Here is a 21,931-nt window from a genome sequence, read left to right as displayed (position 1 = left end):
TGCAAAATAGAAATACTTGTGGTAAAATCGGAAAGTCGGTGTGGGGAAACACCGGCTTTCCTAAGTTACAGTGAGGATGAATGAGAGAGGATATTATGAAAAAGATTTTAAAGCAGTTTTGCAGATTCAGCGTAGTAGGCGTTGTGGCATTCCTGATTGATTATGGTTTGCTGTTTACGTTTACAGACACATTACATATGCATTACCTGTTATCTTCTATGTTGTCGTTTTCTGTGGCAACCGTATTTAACTATGTATATAGTACCAAGTATGTATTTGAATGCAAAGAAGAGCAGAACAAGGCAGGACAGTTTACTGTTTTTTTGCTGTTAAGTGCATGTGGGTTGTTATTAAATTCCATATTAATGAAGACACTGGTAGAAAATATGGAGTTACATTATATGTTTGCAAAGTTATTTTCAGCAGTAGTCGTATCTATTTGGAATTTTGCTTCAAGAAAAATATTTTTGGAAGAAAGAGTTATGGAAAAACTTTTTACCAGAAGACAGGAATTGCTCCGGGATCGTTAGTCCCGGAGTTTTTATATAAAATGACTGGGGAAGATTAGAGATTTTGAGTTCTGATTTTATTCGGATTTGACAAGTGCAAACCTAAAGCACTTTTGTGTATGTCTTATATTGCATTTGCAGGAAATGTATTTTTCTAAGTTCGTTGTTTGAGGTTTTTCCCGCCTCTGCAGAGAAACTGATATCCAAAACTCCGCTTTTTATGTGAAACCACACTTCTAGTTCTTCTAAACAGCAGCAACAAGAATGTTCGATAAGGGTATGCCAAAAGAACTCGGACAGATACACATTTAAACCCATGTTCCTCTGTCCTCAAACAGCTTTCTGGCATACCCATTCATTCTTTTGTGCTGCTGTAAGAAGAACACAAAGTGTTCAAACACATAAAAAGCGGAATTTTGATATTCAGTTTTTTCGTGCATCGCAGGAAAAACCGAGTTTCGAATTAGGAAAATTAATTTCATTCCTGCAAATGCAATATCTAGACATACTAGAAAGTGTGCCCGGCTTTGCATGGTCAAATCCGAATAAAATGAGAAATAAAAAACATATATCTTCCCAGTCATTTTATATAAATACATATATTTTTTAAATAGTCATCACAATTTTATCACAAATCTACCGTAAACTCTTTAGTATAAACAAAGAGCAAAAGAGGAAAGGAGAGTTGCTTTATGGAAGAGAATAACAATAGCAACAATAACAATACTTCAGATTCTTTATATTCATATAGCTATATAAATGAGGACAATCAGGAAAGGAATCCGAACTATTATGAAAGAAAGGAGTCTGAAAATTATTATACCAACGCAAGTTCTTATACAGAACCACAGCAGGAAAAGAAGTCAAAGAAAGAAAAAGTGAAAAAGAAACATGGCTTTGGTGCAACATTAGGGAAGACAGCAGCTGTGGCTTTAGTATTTGGACTAGTATCGGGTTCAGTATTTTATGGAACAGGTTATACGCTTGATTATGCGAACGGAAAGATTGAGGATAAAGAGAATAATACAGTGACGCAGGTAACCAGTGGTTCAAATAATGGAGGAAGTCTCTCGGCGACGAATGTCAGCACAGCTACAACCATAAATGATGTTTCTGATATTGTAGAAAATGTAATGCCATCCATTGTTTCTATTACGAATGTCGGACAACAGACCGTGAACTTTTTCGGACAGAGGGTAACACAGGATACGGAAGGTGCCGGAAGTGGTATTATTATTGCCCAAACAGAAGATACTATATATATTGCTACAAATAATCATGTGGTAGCAAATTCCACTCAGTTGACCGTAACTTTTATTGATGATCAGAGCGTTGCAGCGGAGATTAAGGGAACAGATGCCAGCACAGACTTAGCTGTTATTGCAGTTAAAGTCAGTGATATTCCAAAGGACACCTTAAAACAGATAAAAGTAGCAACACTTGGAGAATCTGATGATATTCGAGTAGGTGAAGGTACTGTGGCAATTGGAAATGCATTAGGTTATGGACAGTCAGTAACGACAGGTGTTGTCAGTGCTTTAAATCGTGAAGTGACAGTACAGGATGAAAGTACCGGAACTTCTGTTACCAATGATCTGATTCAGACCAGTGCTGCAATCAATCCAGGAAACAGTGGCGGAGCTTTACTGAATATGAACGGTGAGGTAATTGGAATTAATTCTGTAAAATATTCTGACGAGGATGTGGAAGGAATGGGATTTGCAATTCCGATTTCTCAGGCAGAGCCAATTATCAATGATTTGATTAACCGTGAGGTAGTGGATGAAGCAGATAGTGCATATCTAGGAATTGCAGGTCAAGATGTTACTTCTCAGATTTCGGAAGCATATGGAATGCCGGAAGGTGTTTATGTAACACAGGTTAAGGAAGGAACAGCAGCCGAGAAAGCTGGTATCCAAAAGGGCGATATTATTATAGAATTTGATGGAAAAAAAGTAAGCTCTATGGAAGGTCTTAGAGATAATATGCAGTATTATGCTGCAGGAACCACAGTAGACGTAGTGGTTCAAAAGAATCAGAACGGAGAATGGCAGGAACAGACTATATCTGTAACATTAGGGCAAAAAAATGACTAGGAATATGTTGTTATTCAGTCGTAACTTTTATATATGTCAATAAAAATGCTTATGGGAAGTTCAAGACTTTTGTTTTCTGATTTTATTCAAATTTAATAAAGGCAAAGCCGGACACACTTTTTAGCATGGCTAAATATTGCATTGGGCGGAATGATATTAATTTCCCTAATTCGAAACTCGGTTTTTCCCTTCATGCAACAGAAGCTGAATACAAAAATCCGATTTTAATATGTGGAACACTTTGTGTTCTTCTTACAGCAGCATAAAAGAATGAATGGGTATGCCAGAAAGATGTTTGAGGACAGAGGAACATTGTCTTGAATGTGTATCTGTCCGAGTTCTTTTGGCATACCCTTATCGAACATTCTTGTTGCTGCTGTCTAGAAGAACTAAAAGTGTGGATTCATATTAAAATTGGATTTTTTGTATCAGTTTCTGTTGCATGAAGGGAAAAACCTCAGACAACGAACTTAGGAAAATACATTTCCTCCAAATGCAATATAAGACATGCACAAAAGTGTTTTAGGTTTGCCCTTATCAAATTTGAAAGAAAATCAGAATTCAAAAAGTTCCAAACTTTCCATAAGCATTTTTATGCCTTTGTATAAAAGTTACGACTGAATAGACAAATTTTTCTTTTAAAATCCCTGAAAGTGTGGTAGGATAGGAATATATGCAGGAGGGATTTTCATGAGAAAGAAAAAAATTGTAATTGCATTGGGACATGATGCGTTAGGAACTACCTTGCCGGAACAGAAGAGCGCTACGAAGAAAACGGCAAAAGCGGTAGTGGATTTCATAAAAGATGATTATCAAGTAGTAATTTCTCATAGTAATGGACCGCAGGTCGGAATGATTCATACAGCAATGGCAGAATTTTGTAGAATCTATCCGGAATATACGGCAACTCCAATGTCCGTGTGTTCTGCTATGAGTCAGGGATATATTGGTTATGACTTGCAGAATGCAATTCGTACCGAACTTTTGAATAGAGGAGTTTACAAGCCTGTTTCTACAATTTTAACACAGGTATGTGTAGATCCATATGATGAAGCTTTTTATCATCCAACCAAGGTAATAGGTCGTGTTATGAATGAGGCTGAAGCTGAGGCAGAAGAGAAGAAGGGAAATCATGTAGTTAAGACAGAGGATGGCTATCGTAGAATTGTTGCAGCACCGAAGCCAATGGATATCGTAGAGATAGATGCCATTAAGGCATTGTTAGATGCAGATCAGATTGTCATTGCTTGTGGTGGCGGTGGAATTCCGGTACTTGCTCAGGATAATAACCTGAAGGGAGCTAGTGCTGTTATTGAAAAAGATTCTGCAGCAGGAAAGTTAGCCGAGTTGATAGATGCCGAGATGCTAGTTATTTTAACCGGAGTAGATAAGGTGTGTCTGAATTTTGGTACAAGTGAAGAACAGCGGTTGGATGAAATGACAGTGGATGAGGCAAAGAAATACATGGCGGAAGGACAGTTTGAGGAAGGAACTATGCTTCCGAAGATTGAGACTGCAATAGAATTTATTGGTAATTCTGCGGTTAGAAAGGTGTTGATTACTAAGTTGGATGCAACATCAGGAGAGTGCCATGGAACTATAATCCATAAATAAAAAGTAAAGAAACCGTAGAAAAATAAAAATACGGTTTCTTTTTTTGGATTTATTTGTTATAATATAGATTGGAGTGTCTGTGGACACTTCGAATATATGGATATTCCTTGAATTTTCGGGCTTTTTGGCAGATTAGAATGAAAGTGTCAAAAGGGCATACTGCAAAGCAGTATTGCCATATTGCACATAATTGCATCGGAAAAACATGTTTTTCAAGTGCAATTATTGTGCAATAATCACACATCACTTTTGTGATGTGCGCTTTTGACACTGAATATACAAAAATTCAACGGGTATTCTAAATCAGATATCAAATTTTGATAGATAGATGCAATTATGCAAAAGCAAAGAGAGGTAGAAAAATGAAAAAAGAAAATCTGAGAAAAACAAAAATTGTCTGCACAATGGGACCTTCTACAGAGAAGGGTGACGTATTAAAGCAGCTGATGCTTGCTGGTATGAACGTTGCAAGATTTAACTTTTCCCATGGTGACCATGATGAACAGATGGGACGTTTGACTGAGTTAAGAAGACTTCGTAAGGAATTAGGACTTCCTGTTGCAGCACTTCTGGATACAAAAGGACCAGAAATTCGTTTAAGAGAGTTCAAAGAAGGAAAAGTAGATTTAGTAAAGGGACAGACCTTTACCTTAACATCCGAAGAAATTCAGGGTGATGAAACAAGAGTTTCTATTAGCTATAAAGAATTAGTAAATGACGTAAAAGTAGGAGATACTATCTTAATCGATGATGGTTTAATCGAATTAAAAGTAAAATCTCTGACAAACACAGATATTGTTTGTGAAGTTGAAAATGGCGGAAAAGTTTCTAATAAGAAGGGTGTTAACGTACCAAACGTAGACCTTACAATGCCTTTCATTAGTGAGAAAGACCATTCTGATATTGTATTTGCAGTAGAGCAGGATTATGACTTTATCGCAGCATCTTTTGTTCGTACAGCAGATGACGTACTTCAGATTCGTAAAATTTTAAAAGAAAATGGTAATGATACTATTAAGATTATTTCTAAGATTGAAAATATGCAGGGTGTAAAGAATATCGATGAAATTATCGAAGTATCTGATGGAATCATGGTAGCTCGTGGAGACATGGGTGTTGAAATCCCATTAGAAGATGTTCCTGTAATTCAGAAAATGATTATTAAGAAAGCAACAAAGGCAGGAAAGCAGGTTATTACTGCAACACAGATGTTAGATTCTATGATGAAGAATCCAAGACCTACCAGAGCAGAAGCAACTGACGTTGCAAACGCAATTTATGACGGAACTAGCGCAATCATGCTTTCCGGAGAAACAGCTGCTGGTGATTATCCGGTAGAAGCTGTTAAGACAATGGTTCGTATTGCAGTTCGTACAGAACAGGATATTAACTACAGAGCAAGATTTAAGCAGAGAGAAAGCTTAGATAATCCGGATATTACAAATGCAATCTCTCATGCAACTTGTACAACTGCACATGACTTAAATGCAGCAGCAATTATTACAGTAACTAAGTCTGGTAGAACTGTACAGGATGTTTCTAAATACCGTCCGGCTTGCCCAATTATTGGAGGAAGTACTTCTGAAAAGGTTTGCCGTCAGTTAAATCTTGCATGGGGTGTTGTACCAATGTTGGTAGAGGAAATGGAAGAGGCACACGAATTATTTGACCATGCAGTAGAGACTGCTGAGAAGGCAGGTTTAATTGAAAAAGGAGATATCACAGTTCTGACAGCTGGTGTTCCACTTGGTGTATCCGGAACAACTAACATGATTAAAGTACGTGTGGCAGATTAATAATATCTCTAATATAGCGGAAAAGGAGTAGTCAGTTGCAACCAGTTAATAAGGAAAAAAAATGTAAGTGGCTGGAAAGGACATGCTTTTGCATGTTCTTTCTAGTAGCATTTTTTATATGTAGATTAATAGAATATAGTGATGGCGATGATGTCTATTTTTACCAGATGGCGCATAGTATGGGATTCTTTGAATACCTGAAGATGCGCTATATTACGTGGGAAGGAAGAATGACTTCAGAGGCCATGACATATATTTCCATGTATTTAGGAAAAGAGTTCTGGAATGTGGCGAATGCAGTTATGTTAACGCTTTTGCCATTAGGAATGACACAAATTGTAAAAAGGGTATATCCGGATATGAAACAGGAACAAAAGACCTTTGTTTCTATATTTTTTTGTGCTGGAATACTTTTGATGGGACTTGGAGTCGTGGGATATGCGTCCTTTTGGATTACCGGCTCTACTTTTTATCTCTGGTCTGTTGTGGCTGGAGTTTGGTCAGCAATACCGTTGGCAGCAATGGTTTTTTCACCGCAAGAGTTATCATGGAAGAGCTTTTTATATTCGATTCCGTGTGGATTCATTGCATCCATGGGATTAGAACAGATTACAGCAGTAGTAATCACCTTTGGGGTAATTGCTCTGATATGGTGTGTTGTAACAAAAAAGAAAATATGTATTCCGGCAGTTGTTCAAATAGTGATTATGATTGTAGGTTTTGCGTTATTGTATCTATCTCCGGGTACAGAGATGCGAATGAGTGAAGAATTACGTTGGATGCCGGAATTTGAAAATATGAGCATACCGCATCATATATTTATTACGGTACAATGGATATTAAGCGGATTTGCAAATTATCATAAAAATTATGTTGGTATTATTTTGATTCTACTTATGATAATTCAAGTGCAGAAGAAAAGAGAAGAACAGGGCAAAAAGAATAAGATTGCTCCAATAGTCGCAGTTGTTGCGGCAACGGCAGGAACGGTTAGTGCTTGGATAAGTATGGTAGGATGTAAGGTGTTCACAGAATTGGGAATAGGTCTTGAGGATGAGATGATTCCGGTAACGAAAACAGCTACTTTGCAGGAACTGACAGGGCAAGAAATATTTGCTTGCTTCTGGCAGATATTGTTAATTGTGTTGGTGCTGTATTTGTTGTGGAAAACAGGAGGCAACTTAAGAGAGAAAAGTTTTTGGACTCTTATTTTTCTGGCATCATTAGCGAGTGCTGCGGTAATGTATCTTTCACCGACTATGTATGCATCTGGACCACGAGTTATGTTTGTGACAGCAGTTATGCAGTGGTTTTTAGTCGGAGTGTTGTTTTCTCGAATTAAGAATTGGAAGATACAGTGTGCATTAGTGGCTTATGTATTGGTTGTTGCAGTAGGAAATGTAACACCATATTTTTTAGGAAAATAAAGGGGAATACAGATGAAAAAAAGAGGTTTTGTGGCAATAGTGCTGATAATGATGTTATTGGCAACTGCTTGTGGAAAAGAAAAGGAAGTAGTAGAAAACGATTCGGAAGAACCGGAAGTTCAGGAACAGCAGAAAGCAGAGGAACAGCTGGAGTCGGAAGAAGAGAAAGAGACTTCTGGTACATTTGTGCAAAATCAGCAGCAGGAGAATGTGGCACCGTTGCCTACTTTGAATTCGGATACAGTGGTGTATGTAGAGGAAGAAGTCTTGACAACAGATAGAGTAAATGTTCGTAAGTATCCTTCTACAGATAGTGAGATATATGAGACTGTTGGTAGAAGAACGAAATTTCTGCGAACAGCAGATGATGGAACATGGAGTGCAGTGCAGATTGAGGGTCAGGAATATTACATTGCGTCTGAATATTTGAAGCTGGAATCAGAGATGACAACGGGAGGATATTTGATTGTTATTGATGCAGGACATCAGTCTCGGGGAAATAGTGAGCAGGAACCTATCGGCCCGGGAGCAGCAGAGACCAAGGCAAAAGTAACCGGAGGAACAACCGGAACAACTACCGGATTGAAGGAATATGAATTGAATCTTCAGGTGTCATTAAAGTTGCAGGCAGAATTGGAAGCCAGGGGCTATGAAGTGATTATGGTGCGAACCACGAATGATGTGAATATGAGCAACAGTGAACGTGCTGCGGTTGCCAATAATGCAGGAGCAGATGCGTTTATAAGAATTCATGCTAATGGGTCAGAAAATAGCAGTGATAATGGGATTATGACCATATGCCCTACGGCATCTAATCCGTATGCGGGAAATATTTATACACAAAGTCGTTCTCTTTCAGATTGTGTGTTAAATGGTGCAGTAAATGCTACCGGTGCTAATAAAAAATATGTCTGGGAGACGGATACCATGAGCGGCATTAACTGGTGTACTGTACCGGTTACTATTGTAGAGATGGGATTTATGACAAATCCTACGGAAGATCAGAATATGGCAACAGACAGTTATCAGCAGAAACTTGCACAGGGAATTGCTGACGGAATTGATGCATATTTTGGGAATTAAATAATGTTGAAAAAGTTATGGCAGTCTTATTCAGAGACTGCCATGTTTCATGCAGCAGGAGAAAATAGATGAGAGAATACGATAATGAGTGGATAAAACAGCAATTGGAACAGTTACGGGAACCGGAATATCAAGCCTTTACTTCTAAACTTTTGCCGGGAGTGGAACATATTCTGGGAGTAAGGTTACCTGAACTTCGTAAGCTGGCAAAGAAACTTGCAAAAGACAATTGGAAAGAGTATCTGGAAGAAGCAAGTGATGACAGTATGGAAGAAATCATGCTTCAAGGAATGACCCTTGGATATGCGAGGGGAGAGGTGCAGGAAAAAGAGTTGTTTTTAAGAAAGTTTATTCCGAAAATTGATAACTGGTCTGTCTGCGACAGCTGCTGTGCAACTATTAAGCTGGCAAAGGAAGAACCGGAAGAAATGTGGAATTTTTTGCAGGAATATCTTCAATCAGAACAGGAATTTGAAGTGAGGTTCGCATTGGTGCAGTTGCTGGATTATTATGTAAATTCAACATACATAGGAAAGGTATTGCAACAAATAGATAGGATACAGAACAAAGCCTATTATGTTCAGATGGCACAGGCTTGGGCCGTATCTATTTGTTACCGTGATTTTCCCAAGGAAACAGAACCGTTTTTGAAACAGAATCATTTGGATGATTTTACGCATAACAAGGCATTGCAAAAAATAGTAGAGTCTTTAAAAGTATCCAAAGAGGAGAAAGAGTATATTCGTTCACTTAAACGGAAAAGTAAGTAATTTCATTGACGGGCAGAAGAGAAAACTTTATAATGAAACTAATATTGGGTATTTAAGCCCGTAAGAAAGAGGTGACATAATGGTTGAATTAGACCAGTTCAAAACAACATTGAACACATACAAAGAACCGTTAGTTGAAGTGAGGGATTCACTTTGACCTGGCGAATAAAGAAAAGAGAATCCAGGAATTAGAACGTGAGATGGAAGCTCCTGATTTTTGGGATAATGCGGAAGTCTCTCAAGAAAAAATGAAGGAACTAAAGAGCTTAAAAGATGATGTAGAAACATATGCACATCTGGCAGAGCAGTATGAAGATATTGAAACATTGCTGGAAATGGGATATGAGGAAGAGGATGCTTCACTTATTCCCGAAATAGAAGAGATGTTGGAGGAATTTCAGCAAACGTTTGAAAATATCAGGATTAAGACATTATTATCCGGTGAGTACGATACAGAAAATGCAATTGTATCGTTGCATGCCGGAGCAGGTGGTACAGAGTCCTGTGACTGGAATGCAATGCTGTATCGTATGTATAAACGCTGGGCAGAGGATAAAGGGTTTGTGGTAGAAGTGTTGGATTCTCTTGATGGAGATGAAGCAGGAATCAAGTCCATTACTTTTGAAGTACGCGGTGAGAATGCTTATGGTTATCTGAAGTCAGAAAAGGGAGTCCATCGTCTGGTGCGTATTTCTCCTTTTAATGCGGCAGGCAAGCGGCAAACTTCTTTCGCATCTTGTGATGTGATGCCGGATATTGAAAAGGATTTGGATATTGAGATTAAGGACGATGAGTTGAGAATTGATACTTATCGTTCCAGTGGAGCCGGTGGACAGCATATTAACAAGACATCTTCTGCTATCCGTATCACGCACCTTCCTACCGGTATTGTGGTGCAGTGCCAGAATGAGCGTTCTCAGCATATGAATAAGGATAAGGCAATGCAGATGTTAAAGGCAAAGCTGTATCTGTTAAAACAGGAAGAGAATGAGAAAAAAGCAGCAGATATTCGTGGTGAGGTAACTGAAATTGGCTGGGGCAATCAGATTCGTTCCTATGTTATGCAACCATATACTATGGTAAAAGACCATAGAACCAATGCAGAAACCGGAAATGTGGACAGCGTTATGGATGGAAAAATAGACCTGTTTATTAATGCATATCTGAAATGGAAGAGCTTAGGCTGTCCGGATAAGATGGGAGATTAACATGAAAGGGTTGATTACGTTTTTAATTGTTGTGCTATGCATTGCATTGGCGATAGCAGTGTTAGTAGGGTATGTTAAGAGAAAAATGCGTAATTTTTCCAGAGATATATTCGGAACAGATTCCTTAATGGAAGGTTGGAAACGACAAGAAAAAGAACTCTCCATGACACCGGCTTCAGTATCTGGAATGACCAGAGTACTGGAACCACAGATACAGAAAGACTTTCCGGAATTTAACTGGGTTCAGTTCAAAAATAAAGCAGAAGAAATATTGCGATTGTCATTGCTTGCAATCTCGCAAAATTCCATAGAAAATATGGAAAGAATGGCAAAAGAGGCAGAGATGTCAGAGGCATTGAAAGAACAGTTAAAAGGAAGAATTCTGGGAAATCAAACATCGGGAATAAGAGAAGTTTATGACAGAATTCGTATCCATCAAACAGAGATTGCAAAGTATGAAAAGAAAAATGGAAGATGTGTCATTACGTTACAGAGTGCGGTAGAGCACATTCATTATCAGCAAAAGGATAGTGAACTTTTATCCGGAAAGAAAGATTTATTAGAACAGACAAAGTATAATATAGAATTGATGTATATTCAGGATGAAAGTGTAGCAAATAGTAATCATGGCGTGGGACTGAATTGTCCTAATTGTGGTGCTCCGATAAAAGCACTTGGTGTTAAACGTTGTGAATATTGTGGCAGTGAAGTGGTACCAATCAATATGCAGGTTTGGTCCTTGCAGCATTTTTATGAAGTTACGTACCAAAGGGTGTAATAAATATAAGACAAAAGAAATAGGAGGTTATTTATGGGATTAATAAAAGCAGTAGCACAGGCAATCGGTGGAACATTGGCAGATCAGTGGCTTGAGGTTATCGAGCCGGATGATATGGGAGATCAGACTGTATTTACGCGAGGTGTAATGATTCGAAAGGGTCAGAATACAAAGGGAACAGATGATACCGTAACAAATGGTTCGGTGATACATGTATATGATAATCAGTTTATGATGCTGGTAGATGGTGGAAAAGTTGTAGATTACACAGCTGAACCGGGATATTATAAGGTAGACAATTCGTCTTTGCCATCATTGTTTAACGGTCAGTTTATGGATACTTTGAAAGATTCTTTTTCTCGAATTAAGTTTGGAAGTGAGACACCTACGAAGCAGAAAGTGTTTTACATTAATTTACAGGAAATAAAGGGAATCAAGTTTGGAACACGAAATCCTATTAATTACTTTGATAGTTTTTACAATGCAGAATTATTTTTACGTGCTCACGGAACATATTCTATTAAGATTGTAGATCCAATTCGTTTTTATGCAGAAGTAATTCCGAGAAACGAGGATCGTGTAGAAATTACAGATGTCAATGAGCAGTATATGTCTGAATTTTTAGAGGCATTGCAGACATCTATCAACCAGTTATCGGCAGATGGTATGCGTATTTCTTTCGTGCCATCTAAGGGGCGTGAATTGAGTAAATACATGGCCCAGACATTGGATGAAGATTGGAACCAGATGCGTGGTATGGAGATTCAGTCTGTTGGTATTGCAAGCATTTCATATGACGAGAAGTCTCAAGAATTAATTAATACCAGAAATGAAGGTGCTATGTTAAGTGACCCTTCGATTGCGCAAGGATATATGGTAAAAAATCTTTCACAAGGAGTGAAAGATGCTGGTTCTAATAGTGCCGGTGCCATGACAGGATTTATGGGAGTAGGCATGGGAGCATCGGCTATGGGTGGTATGATGAATGGATTTTCACAGATAAATCAAAATGGGCAGGGACAGATGCCAAATCAACCGCAGCCACAGAATACACAGGATTTTCATGTGGGAGGTGCAACAGCGGCTGCACCGGCTCAAAATATGGCAGGCGAATGGACCTGTGAGTGTGGAGCAACAAATGTTGGAAAGTTCTGTTCCGAATGTGGAAAACCGAAGCCTGTAGACAGCAATGAGTGGACATGTGAATGTGGAAATGTAAACACTGGAAAGTTCTGTTCTGAATGTGGAAAACCAAAGCCGGTTGATAATGGTGAGTGGACCTGTGAGTGTGGAGCAGTAAACACCGGAAAGTTCTGTTCTGAGTGTGGAAAACCAAGAGCTTAAGAGAAAGGTAAGGGAGAGTACCAATGGCTGTTGTAAGTTACAAGTGCCCAAACTGTGGCGGAGAACTGATGTTCGACCCAAAGATTCAGAAATATAAGTGTGAGTATTGCTTCTCTGATTTTTCCCAGGAGGAATTGGAAGCATTAAAGCCGGAAGAGGGCAGTGAAGAAAAGGTTGAAAGCTACAAAGAGAATAGTGAAAAAGAAAATGGTGAAGCAGAAGAGGCAGTGGTTTACCACTGCCCAAGTTGTGGCGCAGAGATAGTAACAGATGAGACTACAGCGGCCACCTTCTGCTATTATTGCCATAACCCGGTAGTATTGTCCGGGCGAGTATCTGGGGAATTTTTGCCGGATAAAATTATTCCGTTTTCCATTGATAAGAAGCAGGCAACGGAAAAGTTTTTAGAATATGTACATAGTAAAAAGTTTGTTCCAAAGGCATTTTTTAATAAACAGCAGATAGAGAAGATTTCAGGCGTATATTTTCCATACTGGATGGTAGATATGGATATGGAAGGTTCTATGCAGGCAGAAGGAAGGAACCTTCGAGTATGGAGAAGTGGAGATACGGAGTATACTGAGACAAAAGTGTATCGTGTAGAGCGCGAAGGAGACGTTCATCTGGAGGATATCACCAAAAATGCTTTAAAGAAATCCAATGCACAGTTGGCAGAAGGAGTATTGCCTTATGATGTCAGCAAGGTGCAGAAGTTCCATATGGGATTCTTATCCGGATTTTTAGCAGAGAAACGTGACATAAATCGGGAAGAATTGAGTGCCCAGGTGCAGCAGGAAGCACATGAATACGGAGAAAAGATTTTACGAGGAACCGTAAAGGGTTATTCCTCTGTATCTGTAAAAAACTGTCATTTAAATCAAAAGCAGGAAAACTGGGATTATATCATGCTTCCTGTCTGGACTGTCACCTATAAAGGAAGAAATGGGAAAATGTACTATTATTCCATGAACGGTCAGGATGGAAAAGTATATGGAGAACTTCCGATTGATTATAAAAAAGTATGGACACTGGGCGGAATTATTTCAGCCATAGTGCTGATTCTTGGATTGATTGGAGGGTATCTGCTATGAGAAAGAGAAAATACCAAAGTGTACTGTTTACATTTTTATTAACTTCTGTGATAGTAGTAGGAAGCGGATTTTCTGTAAATGCGGAAGAAAGCACAAGTAACATCCAACTTATAGATCAGGCGGACTTGCTGACAGCATCAGAAGCAGAAGAAGTGGAAGAGATGATTGAAGAGTTTGAGGATAAGACCGGCTGGGATGTCATGGCAGTTACCACAGATGATGCAGAGGGAATGAGTGCCCAGTATTATGCAGAAAAGTGGTTTGATGATTATACCACTTGTGATGACGGTATTATCTGTCTGATTGATATGGACAATCGTGAGATTCAGATAAGAACTTTTGGTGAAGCAATTGATTGTTTGAATGATAATAAAATTGATCATATTTTAGATAAAGGCTTTGAAAAAGTCAGCGATGGAGAGTATGCAGAAACTTTTGAGGTCATGCTGGAAACAACAGCAAAGTATGCATATAAACAGATAACAGTGATGGAAGCAATAATTGCATTGGTGATAGCTCTTGTTGCAGGTGGAATTACCGTCGGTGGAATTATCGGTTCGTATCGTTTGAAGTTTGGCGGATATAAGTATCCGATTGAAAAAAATGGAAGTGTGAAGTTAAGAAAAAAAGAGGATACATTTGTAAATCAATTTGTAACACATAGACATATTCCAAAATCAGATGGAAATGGTGGTAGTGGTGGAACAACCACACATGTCGGCGCCGGAGGAAGAACTTCTGGTGGCGGAGGAAGAAAATTTTAACAGTAAAATAGAAAAAGGTGTTGCATTGCAATCCTAAATATGCTAACATCTTTCCTATGAGCACAAATGTATTTCACAGACAAACACGCCAGGAGGGCAAAATGGAAGAAAAGACAAAATATTTTGTTCTTAAGAAAAAAGCCGTTCCTGAGGTATTGTTAAAAGTGGTTGAAGCGAAGAGGCTTTTAGAATCAGAGCGGGCTGAATCCGTCCAGGAAGCAACAGATATGGTCGGAATCAGCAGAAGCTCTTTTTATAAGTATAAGGATGACATCTTTCCATTTCATGACAATGCCAAGGGAAAGACCATTACCATGGTGATTCAGATGGACGATGAACCGGGACTACTCTCAGTAGTTCTTCGGATTGTGGCAGATTTTCATGCCAATATTCTTACGATTCACCAGAGTATACCAGTTAATGGAATTGCTTCGCTGACCTTAAGCGTTGATGTGCTGCCGGATACGAAGAATGTATCCCAGATGGTGGAAAACATTGAGCAACAGGAAGGCATACATTATTTAAAAATTTTAGCTAGGGAGTGACAACATGATCAAGATAGCAATTTTAGGATACGGAACAATCGGTTCCGGTGTAGTAGAAGTATTACAAACTAACAAGGAAAGCATTGCAAAACGTGCAGGCGATGAAATTGAAGTAAAATATATTCTGGATTTACGGGATTTCCCGGGGGACCCAATGGAAGATAAAGTAGTGCATGACTACGATATCATTGCCAATGACGATGAGATTCAGGTAGTTGTAGAGGCTATGGGCGGTGTAGAACCGGCATATACCTTTGTAAAAAGAGCTTTATTAGCCGGAAAGAATGTAACAACATCTAACAAGGCATTAGTGGCAAAGCACGGAGCAGAGCTTCTTGCTATTGCAAAGGAAAAAGAGATTAACTTCCTATTTGAAGCAAGTGTAGGAGGAGGCATTCCAATTATTCGTCCGTTGAATTCTTCTCTTACTGCAGATGAAATTGAAGAAATTACAGGTATCTTAAATGGTACTACTAACTATATGTTAAGCAAGATGACCTTTGAAGGACTGGAATTTGATGACGTATTAAAGGATGCACAGTCCAGAGGATATGCAGAGGCAGATCCAACTGCAGATATTGAAGGTTATGATGCATGCCGTAAGATTGCAATTTTAACTTCTTTGGTATGTGGTCAGCAGGTAGATTTTGAAGAAATTTATACAGAAGGAATCACCAAGATTACAGCAACAGATATTAAGTATGCAAAAGCAATGGGCAGAGTAATTAAGTTGCTTGCTACCAGCAAGAAGGTAGGAGACAGTTATTATGCTATGGTAGCACCATTTATGTTGTCACAGCAGCATCCATTATTTAGCGTTAATGATGTATTTAATGCGATTTTTGTACATGGAAACGTATTAGGAGATGCTATGTTCTACGGAAGTGGAGCAGGAAAGCTTCCAACTGCAAGTGCAGTAGTTGCTGATATTGTAGACATTGCAAAACATTTACATAGAAATATTATGATTTCCTGGAGTTCCAAGAAATTAAACCTGATTGATTGTAAAAAGGCAGAGAGTCGCTTCTTTGTAAGAGCAACTGATAGCGAGGCAGATGTAACATCTGTATTTGGTGATGTGGAAATCATTAAGGTTCCGGAAATTACAGGTGAAGTAGGATTTTTGACAGGAGCAATGTCAGAGGAAGAATTTGAGAATAAGTCAGCAGGACTTAAGAATATGCTTCAGAGAATTCGCGTAGAATAGAGGTTTGAAAATGAAATATGTAGTTGTATTAGGAGACGGTATGGCAGACCGCCCAATTGAAGAATTACAGGGGAAAACTCCTCTGGAATATGCCAAAACACCGGCAATGGATGAGCTGGCTTCTATGGGAGAGATTGGAACTGTACACACAATTCCGGATGGAATGTCACCGGGAAGTGATACGGCGAATCTTTCTGTGTTAGGATATGCACCAAGAAAATATTATTCCGGACGCTCTCCGTTGGAGGCGTTGAGCATTGGTGTAGATATGAAACCAACTGATGTATCATTGCGTTGCAATATTGTAACAGTGTCTGAGGAAGAAGAAAACTATGAGGATAAGACAATTATTGATCATAGTTCAGATGAAATCAGCACAGAAGATGCAGCAGTTTTAATTGAAGCAGTAAGAAAAGAACTGGAAACAGATATCTATAAATTTTATGTTGGTACCAGCTATCGTCATTTGCTCATTTGGGATAAGGGAGAAGTGGTAGAAATGACTCCTCCTCATGACGTGTTGGGACAGAAAATCGGACAGTATCTTCCCAAAGACGCTGCATTAAGAGAAATGATGAAGAAAAGTTATGATATTCTGGTAAATCATCCAATTAATGTAGAACGTAAGAAAAAGGGGTTAAAGCCAGCAAATTCCTGTTGGTTTTGGGGAGCAGGTACAAGACCTGCATTATCCTCTTTTGAAGAAAAAATGCATTTGCGTGGTGCCATGATCTCTGCTGTAGACTTGTTAAAAGGAATTGCAGTAGGGGCATCCATGAAAAATATTACCGTGGAGGGTGCTAATGGTGGACTTCATACAAACTACGAAGGAAAAGCACAGGCCGCAGTAGATGCATTGGCTAAGGAAGATTACGATTTTGTTTATGTTCATGTGGAAGCACCGGATGAAATGGGACATCAGGGAAGCGTAGAAAAGAAAGTTCAGGCAATCGAAAGTTTGGATCAAAAAGTTATTGCACCAATTAAGGCTGGATTAGAGGCAGCAGGTGTAGCTTTTAAAATGTTAGTTATGCCGGATCATCCTACACCAATTTGTCTTCGTACCCATACCTCGGATGATGTACCATATTTGATTTATGATAGTACAAATAAGCAGAATCATGATTGGAAATATAATGAAAAAGAAGCAGCAGAAAGTAATTTCCATATTGCTGAAGGTCATAAAATGATAGAATATTTTGTAGGAAAATAAGCAGGCAATTTAGGAGAGAAATATGCTGATAGTAAAAAAATTCGGTGGAAGTTCAGTAGCTGATAAAGAAAGAATTTTTAATGTTGCCAAAAGATGTATAGAAGAGTATCAAAAGGGAAATGATGTGGTTGTGGTTTTGTCTGCAATGGGCAAAACCACAGATCATTTAATCGAGATGGCGAAGGATATCAATCCTAATCCGCCAAAACGTGAATTGGATATGCTTCTGGCGACAGGAGAGCAGACATCAGTGGCTTTAATGTCTATGGCAATGTCAGCCATGGGAGTTCCTTCTGTATCCTTGAATGCATTTCAAGTAGTGATGCATACGTCTTCCGCTTATGGAAATGCCCGATTTAAGAAAATTGATACAAAGCGGATTCGTCACGAGCTAGAGTCACGAAAAATTGTAATTATCACAGGTTTTCAAGGTGTAAATAAATACGATGATGTTACTACCTTGGGGCGTGGCGGTTCTGATACTACGGCGGTTGCTCTTGCAGCGGCGTTACACGCAGATGCCTGCGAGATATATACGGATGTAGAAGGTGTATACACTGCGGACCCGAGAATTGTACCAAATGCCAGAAAATTAAAAGAAATTACATACGATGAGATGTTGGAACTAGCGACACTTGGAGCAAAAGTATTGCATAATCGTTCCGTGGAAATGGCGAAAAAGTACGGGGTACAGTTAGTGGTTCGTTCCAGTCTTAATAATGCGGAAGGAACCATTGTGAAGGAGGAAACAGACGTGGAAAGTATGCTTATTAGTGGCGTGGCAGTGGATAAAAATGCAGCTAGAATCGCGGTGATTGGAGTAGAAGATATACCGGGAATTGCATTTAAGATTTTTGATTTGCTGGCAAAGCATAACATCAATGTAGATGTAATCCTCCAGTCCATCGGGCGGGAGGGCACAAAGGATATCTCCTTTACCGTGGCAAGAGATGATTTGCAGGAAGCAGTTACTATTTTAGAAGAAAATAAGAATCGTATTACAGCAAAAGAAATCAAATTTGACGATACAGTTGCCAAGGTATCTATTGTAGGTGCCGGAATGCAGTCCAATCCGGGAGTGGCATCACAGATGTTTGAAGCACTTTATAATGTGGGGATTAACATTCGAATGATTGCGACTTCTGAAATTCGTATCACTGTATTGATTAACGAAGAAGATGTAGAAAAAGCCATGCGGGCAGTACATGATAAGTTCATGGAAGAATAAAAATAGAATCCTTATGATGAGTTAAGAGAGGTCTCTTAGTAATCATAAGGATTTTTTATATCATAGGGATTTATAAGGTATAATCTGCCAAAAGATCAATATTCCACACAAACAGTAATACATTTTTTAGGATAAAGTTTACAACTACGATTCCAAGAGCAATCCAGAGATAAATATCACGGTAGCGCAGAGCAATTTTTATTTTGTGCTTTGAAATACGTTCAATGGTTTGACTAATAAGAAACCAGCCGCCAACGATTGCTGTATAGGGAACCAGTGGATGACAAACAAAAGAGTCCCATAGGTGCCCATGCAAAAGGGCAGAAATGGAACGGGTCCCACCACAACCCGGACAGTATATGCCAAAAAGCATATGCAGTACACAGGGACCATTAATTTTTAAAGGTGGAATAGAAAATATCCGGCAGAAAATATATATAAACAATACAATTCCGATAAAGGCCCAGCCAATGAAGAACAGAGCATTTTCTTCTTTTTTTCTTTCACGCATAATAAAAATATCCTTACTACTATAAATATTAGTTCTTTATGCAGTATAACGGTTCTTTTTTTATTTGTCAAAGGAATACAAATCCGTTATAATAAGAAAAGAGTGCGTTTGCATAGATGCATAGAATTGAAGAACAAGGAGAATTGCAATGGATATAATCGCAAAGTTGGCAGAAGAATTGAATATCCGTAAGAATCAGGCGGAAGCTGCCGTAAAATTAATTGATGAAGGAAACACCATTCCCTTTATTTCGAGATATCGTAAAGAGGCTACCGGAGCATTAAACGACGAGGTGCTTCGTAATCTCTATGAGAGACTGAATTATTTGCGTAATCTGGAAGAAAAGAAGGAACAGGTATTATCAAGTATAGAGGAACAGGGCAAACTAACTGAAGAGTTAAAGAATCAGATTCTTGCAGCGGAAACGCTGGTAGTGGTAGAAGACCTATATCGTCCATACCGTCCAAAGCGTCGGACAAGAGCAACGATTGCAAAGGAAAAGGGATTGGAACCACTGGCAAATATTATTCTGCTTCAGGAGACCGGAAAGTCCTTGCATGAAGAGGCAGAAGCCTTTTTAGATGCTGAGAAAGATGTAAATAGTGTAGAAGATGCCATTGCAGGCGCCATGGATATTATTGCAGAGAGCATTTCTGATGAAGCGGATTATCGTAAATATATTCGTGACATTACTATGAAAAAGGGAAAAATCACTTCCGTAGCCAAGGACCCGGAAGCAGAGTCTGTATACGAGATGTATTATGAATTTGAGGAAGCTCTTGCAAAACTGGCAGGTCATCGAATTCTGGCATTGAATCGAGGAGAAGCAGAAAAGGTTCTGACCGTAAAAATAGAAGCTCCGGTAGATGATATTTTAAGATACTTAGAAAAGAAAATCATTGAAAAAGACAATCCGAATACGACTCCTACACTGAAAGCAGTAGTAGAAGATAGTTATAAGCGTTTAATTGCTCCTGCCATTGAGCGTGAAATTCGTAATGACTTGACCGAAACAGCAGAGGATGGCGCTATTAAGGTATTTGGCAAGAATCTGGAGCAACTTTTAATGCAACCACCAATTGCCGGAAAAGTAGTACTTGGCTGGGACCCGGCATTTCGTACCGGTTGCAAGCTTGCGGTAGTAGATTCTACTGGAAAAGTATTAGATACTGTAGTGATTTATCCTACTGCGCCACAGAATAAGGTAGAAGAATCCAAAAAGATTTTAAAGCAGTTGATTCAAAAGTATGACATTTCTTTGATTTCAGTAGGAAACGGAACGGCTTCCAGAGAGTCAGAAATGGTTATCGTAGATTTATTAAAAGAGATTCCAAAGCCGGTGCAGTATGTCATTGTAAATGAAGCAGGAGCTTCGGTATATTCTGCAAGTAAGCTGGCTACAGAAGAATTTCCGAATTTTGATGTGGGACAGAGAAGTGCTGCTTCTATTGCAAGACGTTTGCAGGACCCGCTGGCAGAGTTGGTAAAAATAGATCCGAAGTCCATTGGAGTAGGTCAGTATCAGCATGATATGAATCAGAAGAAGTTAAGTGATGCCTTGGGTGGAGTCGTAGAAGATTGTGTAAACAAGGTTGGTGTAGACTTAAATACTGCTTCTGCATCTTTGTTGGAATACATTTCAGGAATCAGTAAAGTGATTGCGAAAAATATTGTGGCATATCGTGAAGAAAATGGAAGATTTTTGACACGTGCCCAGTTGTTAAAGGTAGCAAAACTGGGACCAAAGGCATACGAGCAGTGTGCTGGTTTTATGCGTATTACAGATGGAAAGAATCCATTGGATGGAACCAGTGTGCATCCGGAAAGCTATGAAGCAACGAAGAAGTTATTGGAAAAACTGGGTTATACGCCGGAAGATATTCGTGGTGGAAAGCTGGATGGTATTTCTAAGAAAATCGGAGACTATAAAGAACTGGCAGAAGAGCTGGAAATTGGTGAAATGACTTTACAAGATATCGTAAAAGAATTGGAAAAGCCGGCACGTGACCCGCGTGAAGATATGCCAAAGCCAATTTTGCGAAGTGACGTCTTAGAAATCAAAGACTTGAAGCCGGGTATGGTCTTAAAAGGGACAGTTCGTAATGTAATTGACTTCGGTGCCTTTGTAGATATTGGAGTTCATCAGGATGGATTAGTGCATCTTTCTGAAATTTGTGACCGTTTTATCAAGCATCCGTTGGAAGCAGTTAGCGTAGGCGATATTGTGGACGTTCAGGTGCTTTCTGTGGATGAGAAAAAACAGCGCATTCAGCTTACCATGAAAATTGGCGGAGGAAAGCCGGAAGCACAGAAGAAAGAGGAACGCAAAGAAAAACAAGCGCAACGCCAGAATCAGGGAAAGCGTAACCGAAGAAATAACGATAGAGGACGCAAAGGAAATAATTTCTTTGATGGAATTATTATCGAATAGTTGACAGAATAAGAATATGCGAGTACAATACAGTTTGTAAAAAATAAAATAAAGATGTTCTTCAGGGCAGGGTGACTTTTTTAAAGAATTCCCGACCGACGGTGATACCACGATGTGGGCAAGTCCGTGAGCCATATGGCAGGATATTGGTGAGAATCCAAAACCGACAGTATAGTCTGGATGAGAGAAGATAACAACGTTTTAAAATAGAATGCGTGTAGTGGCCCTGAGAATATTAATTCTCAGGGCTTTTTGAATCTGTAAGGATTCAGTATAACGTAAGCGATATGTTGCTATTCTCCGCAAGAACAGTAAG

17 protein-coding genes, 1 pseudogene and 1 riboswitch are annotated in these 21,931 nt (G+C 39.0%); of the genes and pseudogenes, 17 read left to right on the top strand and 1 reads right to left on the bottom strand.

What is annotated here, in order from left to right:
• The first annotated feature begins 95 nt into the window (after positions 1-95).
• From BIV20_RS12945 to BIV20_RS12870, 16 genes and pseudogenes are all read left to right on the top strand, one after another.
• Positions 96-530: a GtrA family protein gene (locus BIV20_RS12945; protein ID WP_075721289.1), complete on the top strand. Its 435-nt coding sequence runs from the start codon at positions 96-98 to the stop codon at positions 528-530.
• Positions 531-1,201: 671 nt separating this feature from the next.
• Complete coding sequence (locus BIV20_RS12940; protein WP_075721250.1) at positions 1,202-2,605, top strand: S1C family serine protease; 1,404 nt, start codon at positions 1,202-1,204, stop codon at positions 2,603-2,605.
• Between the two features lie 690 nt (positions 2,606-3,295).
• Entirely contained in the window at positions 3,296-4,219 is a 924-nt protein-coding gene (gene arcC / locus BIV20_RS12935; RefSeq protein ID WP_075721251.1) for a carbamate kinase, read from the top strand.
• Between the two features lie 362 nt (positions 4,220-4,581).
• Positions 4,582-6,009: pseudogene (gene pyk, locus BIV20_RS12930) on the top strand (pyruvate kinase); the annotation flags it as partial.
• 41 nt (positions 6,010-6,050) lie between these two features.
• Positions 6,051-7,442 (top strand): DUF6056 family protein, encoded by a 1,392-nt coding sequence (locus BIV20_RS12925; protein ID WP_083655234.1) that lies wholly within the window; start codon positions 6,051-6,053, stop codon positions 7,440-7,442.
• 12 nt (positions 7,443-7,454) lie between these two features.
• Positions 7,455-8,525 (top strand): N-acetylmuramoyl-L-alanine amidase, encoded by a 1,071-nt coding sequence (locus tag BIV20_RS12920; RefSeq protein ID WP_075721253.1) that lies wholly within the window; start codon positions 7,455-7,457, stop codon positions 8,523-8,525.
• Between the two features lie 68 nt (positions 8,526-8,593).
• The gene (locus tag BIV20_RS12915; RefSeq protein WP_075721254.1) at positions 8,594-9,295 is read left to right on the top strand and encodes a DNA alkylation repair protein; all 702 of its coding nucleotides are present in this window, start codon (positions 8,594-8,596) and stop codon (positions 9,293-9,295) included.
• A 79-nt stretch (positions 9,296-9,374) separates the two neighbouring features.
• A protein-coding gene (gene prfB / locus BIV20_RS12910; protein WP_143524552.1) for a peptide chain release factor 2 occupies positions 9,375-10,503 on the top strand; the annotation gives its coding sequence in 2 pieces (ribosomal slippage) (positions 9,375-9,449 and positions 9,451-10,503; 1,128 coding nt in all).
• A 1-nt stretch (position 10,504) separates the two neighbouring features.
• On the top strand, positions 10,505-11,281 hold the full coding sequence (locus BIV20_RS12905; RefSeq protein ID WP_075721256.1) for a zinc ribbon domain-containing protein: 777 nt from the start codon (positions 10,505-10,507) through the stop codon (positions 11,279-11,281).
• A 33-nt stretch (positions 11,282-11,314) separates the two neighbouring features.
• Positions 11,315-12,625, top strand: coding sequence for an SPFH domain-containing protein (locus BIV20_RS12900; protein WP_075721257.1), 1,311 nt, complete (start codon positions 11,315-11,317; stop codon positions 12,623-12,625).
• Between the two features lie 23 nt (positions 12,626-12,648).
• Positions 12,649-13,716, top strand: a complete 1,068-nt coding sequence (locus BIV20_RS12895; RefSeq protein WP_075721258.1) for an ATP-binding protein — start codon at positions 12,649-12,651, stop codon at positions 13,714-13,716.
• Positions 13,713-14,480: a TPM domain-containing protein gene (locus BIV20_RS12890; RefSeq protein WP_075721259.1), complete on the top strand. Its 768-nt coding sequence runs from the start codon at positions 13,713-13,715 to the stop codon at positions 14,478-14,480. Before BIV20_RS12895 ends, BIV20_RS12890 begins: the two co-directional genes overlap by 4 nt.
• 101 nt (positions 14,481-14,581) lie before the next feature.
• Positions 14,582-15,025, top strand: a complete 444-nt coding sequence (locus BIV20_RS12885; RefSeq protein ID WP_075721260.1) for an ACT domain-containing protein — start codon at positions 14,582-14,584, stop codon at positions 15,023-15,025.
• A gap of 4 nt (positions 15,026-15,029) precedes the next feature.
• Positions 15,030-16,232: a homoserine dehydrogenase gene (locus tag BIV20_RS12880; RefSeq protein WP_075721261.1), complete on the top strand. Its 1,203-nt coding sequence runs from the start codon at positions 15,030-15,032 to the stop codon at positions 16,230-16,232.
• Positions 16,233-16,242: 10 nt separating this feature from the next.
• A complete protein-coding gene (locus tag BIV20_RS12875) occupies positions 16,243-17,445 on the top strand; it encodes a cofactor-independent phosphoglycerate mutase (RefSeq protein ID WP_192848888.1) in 1,203 nt (400 codons plus the stop codon).
• Between the two features lie 22 nt (positions 17,446-17,467).
• The gene (locus tag BIV20_RS12870) at positions 17,468-18,673 is read left to right on the top strand and encodes an aspartate kinase (protein WP_075721263.1); all 1,206 of its coding nucleotides are present in this window, start codon (positions 17,468-17,470) and stop codon (positions 18,671-18,673) included.
• A 70-nt stretch (positions 18,674-18,743) separates the two neighbouring features.
• On the opposite strand, the gene BIV20_RS12865 is transcribed toward BIV20_RS12870, so the two are convergent.
• The gene (locus BIV20_RS12865; RefSeq protein ID WP_075721264.1) at positions 18,744-19,184 is read right to left on the bottom strand and encodes a DUF2752 domain-containing protein; all 441 of its coding nucleotides are present in this window, start codon (positions 19,182-19,184) and stop codon (positions 18,744-18,746) included.
• Between the two features lie 148 nt (positions 19,185-19,332).
• On the opposite strand from BIV20_RS12865, the gene BIV20_RS12860 reads away from it, so the two are divergent.
• On the top strand, positions 19,333-21,615 hold the full coding sequence (locus BIV20_RS12860) for a Tex family protein (protein ID WP_083655236.1): 2,283 nt from the start codon (positions 19,333-19,335) through the stop codon (positions 21,613-21,615).
• 53 nt (positions 21,616-21,668) lie between these two features.
• Positions 21,669-21,811: riboswitch (FMN riboswitch) on the top strand.
• Positions 21,812-21,931: the final 120 nt, after the last annotated feature.

It is taken from the genome of Roseburia sp. 499, from assembly GCF_001940225.2.
Lineage (GTDB): Bacteria > Bacillota > Clostridia > Lachnospirales > Lachnospiraceae > Petralouisia.
Note: the sequence above shows the minus strand (reverse complement) of the source record. Positions and strands in the feature narration are given on the sequence as shown.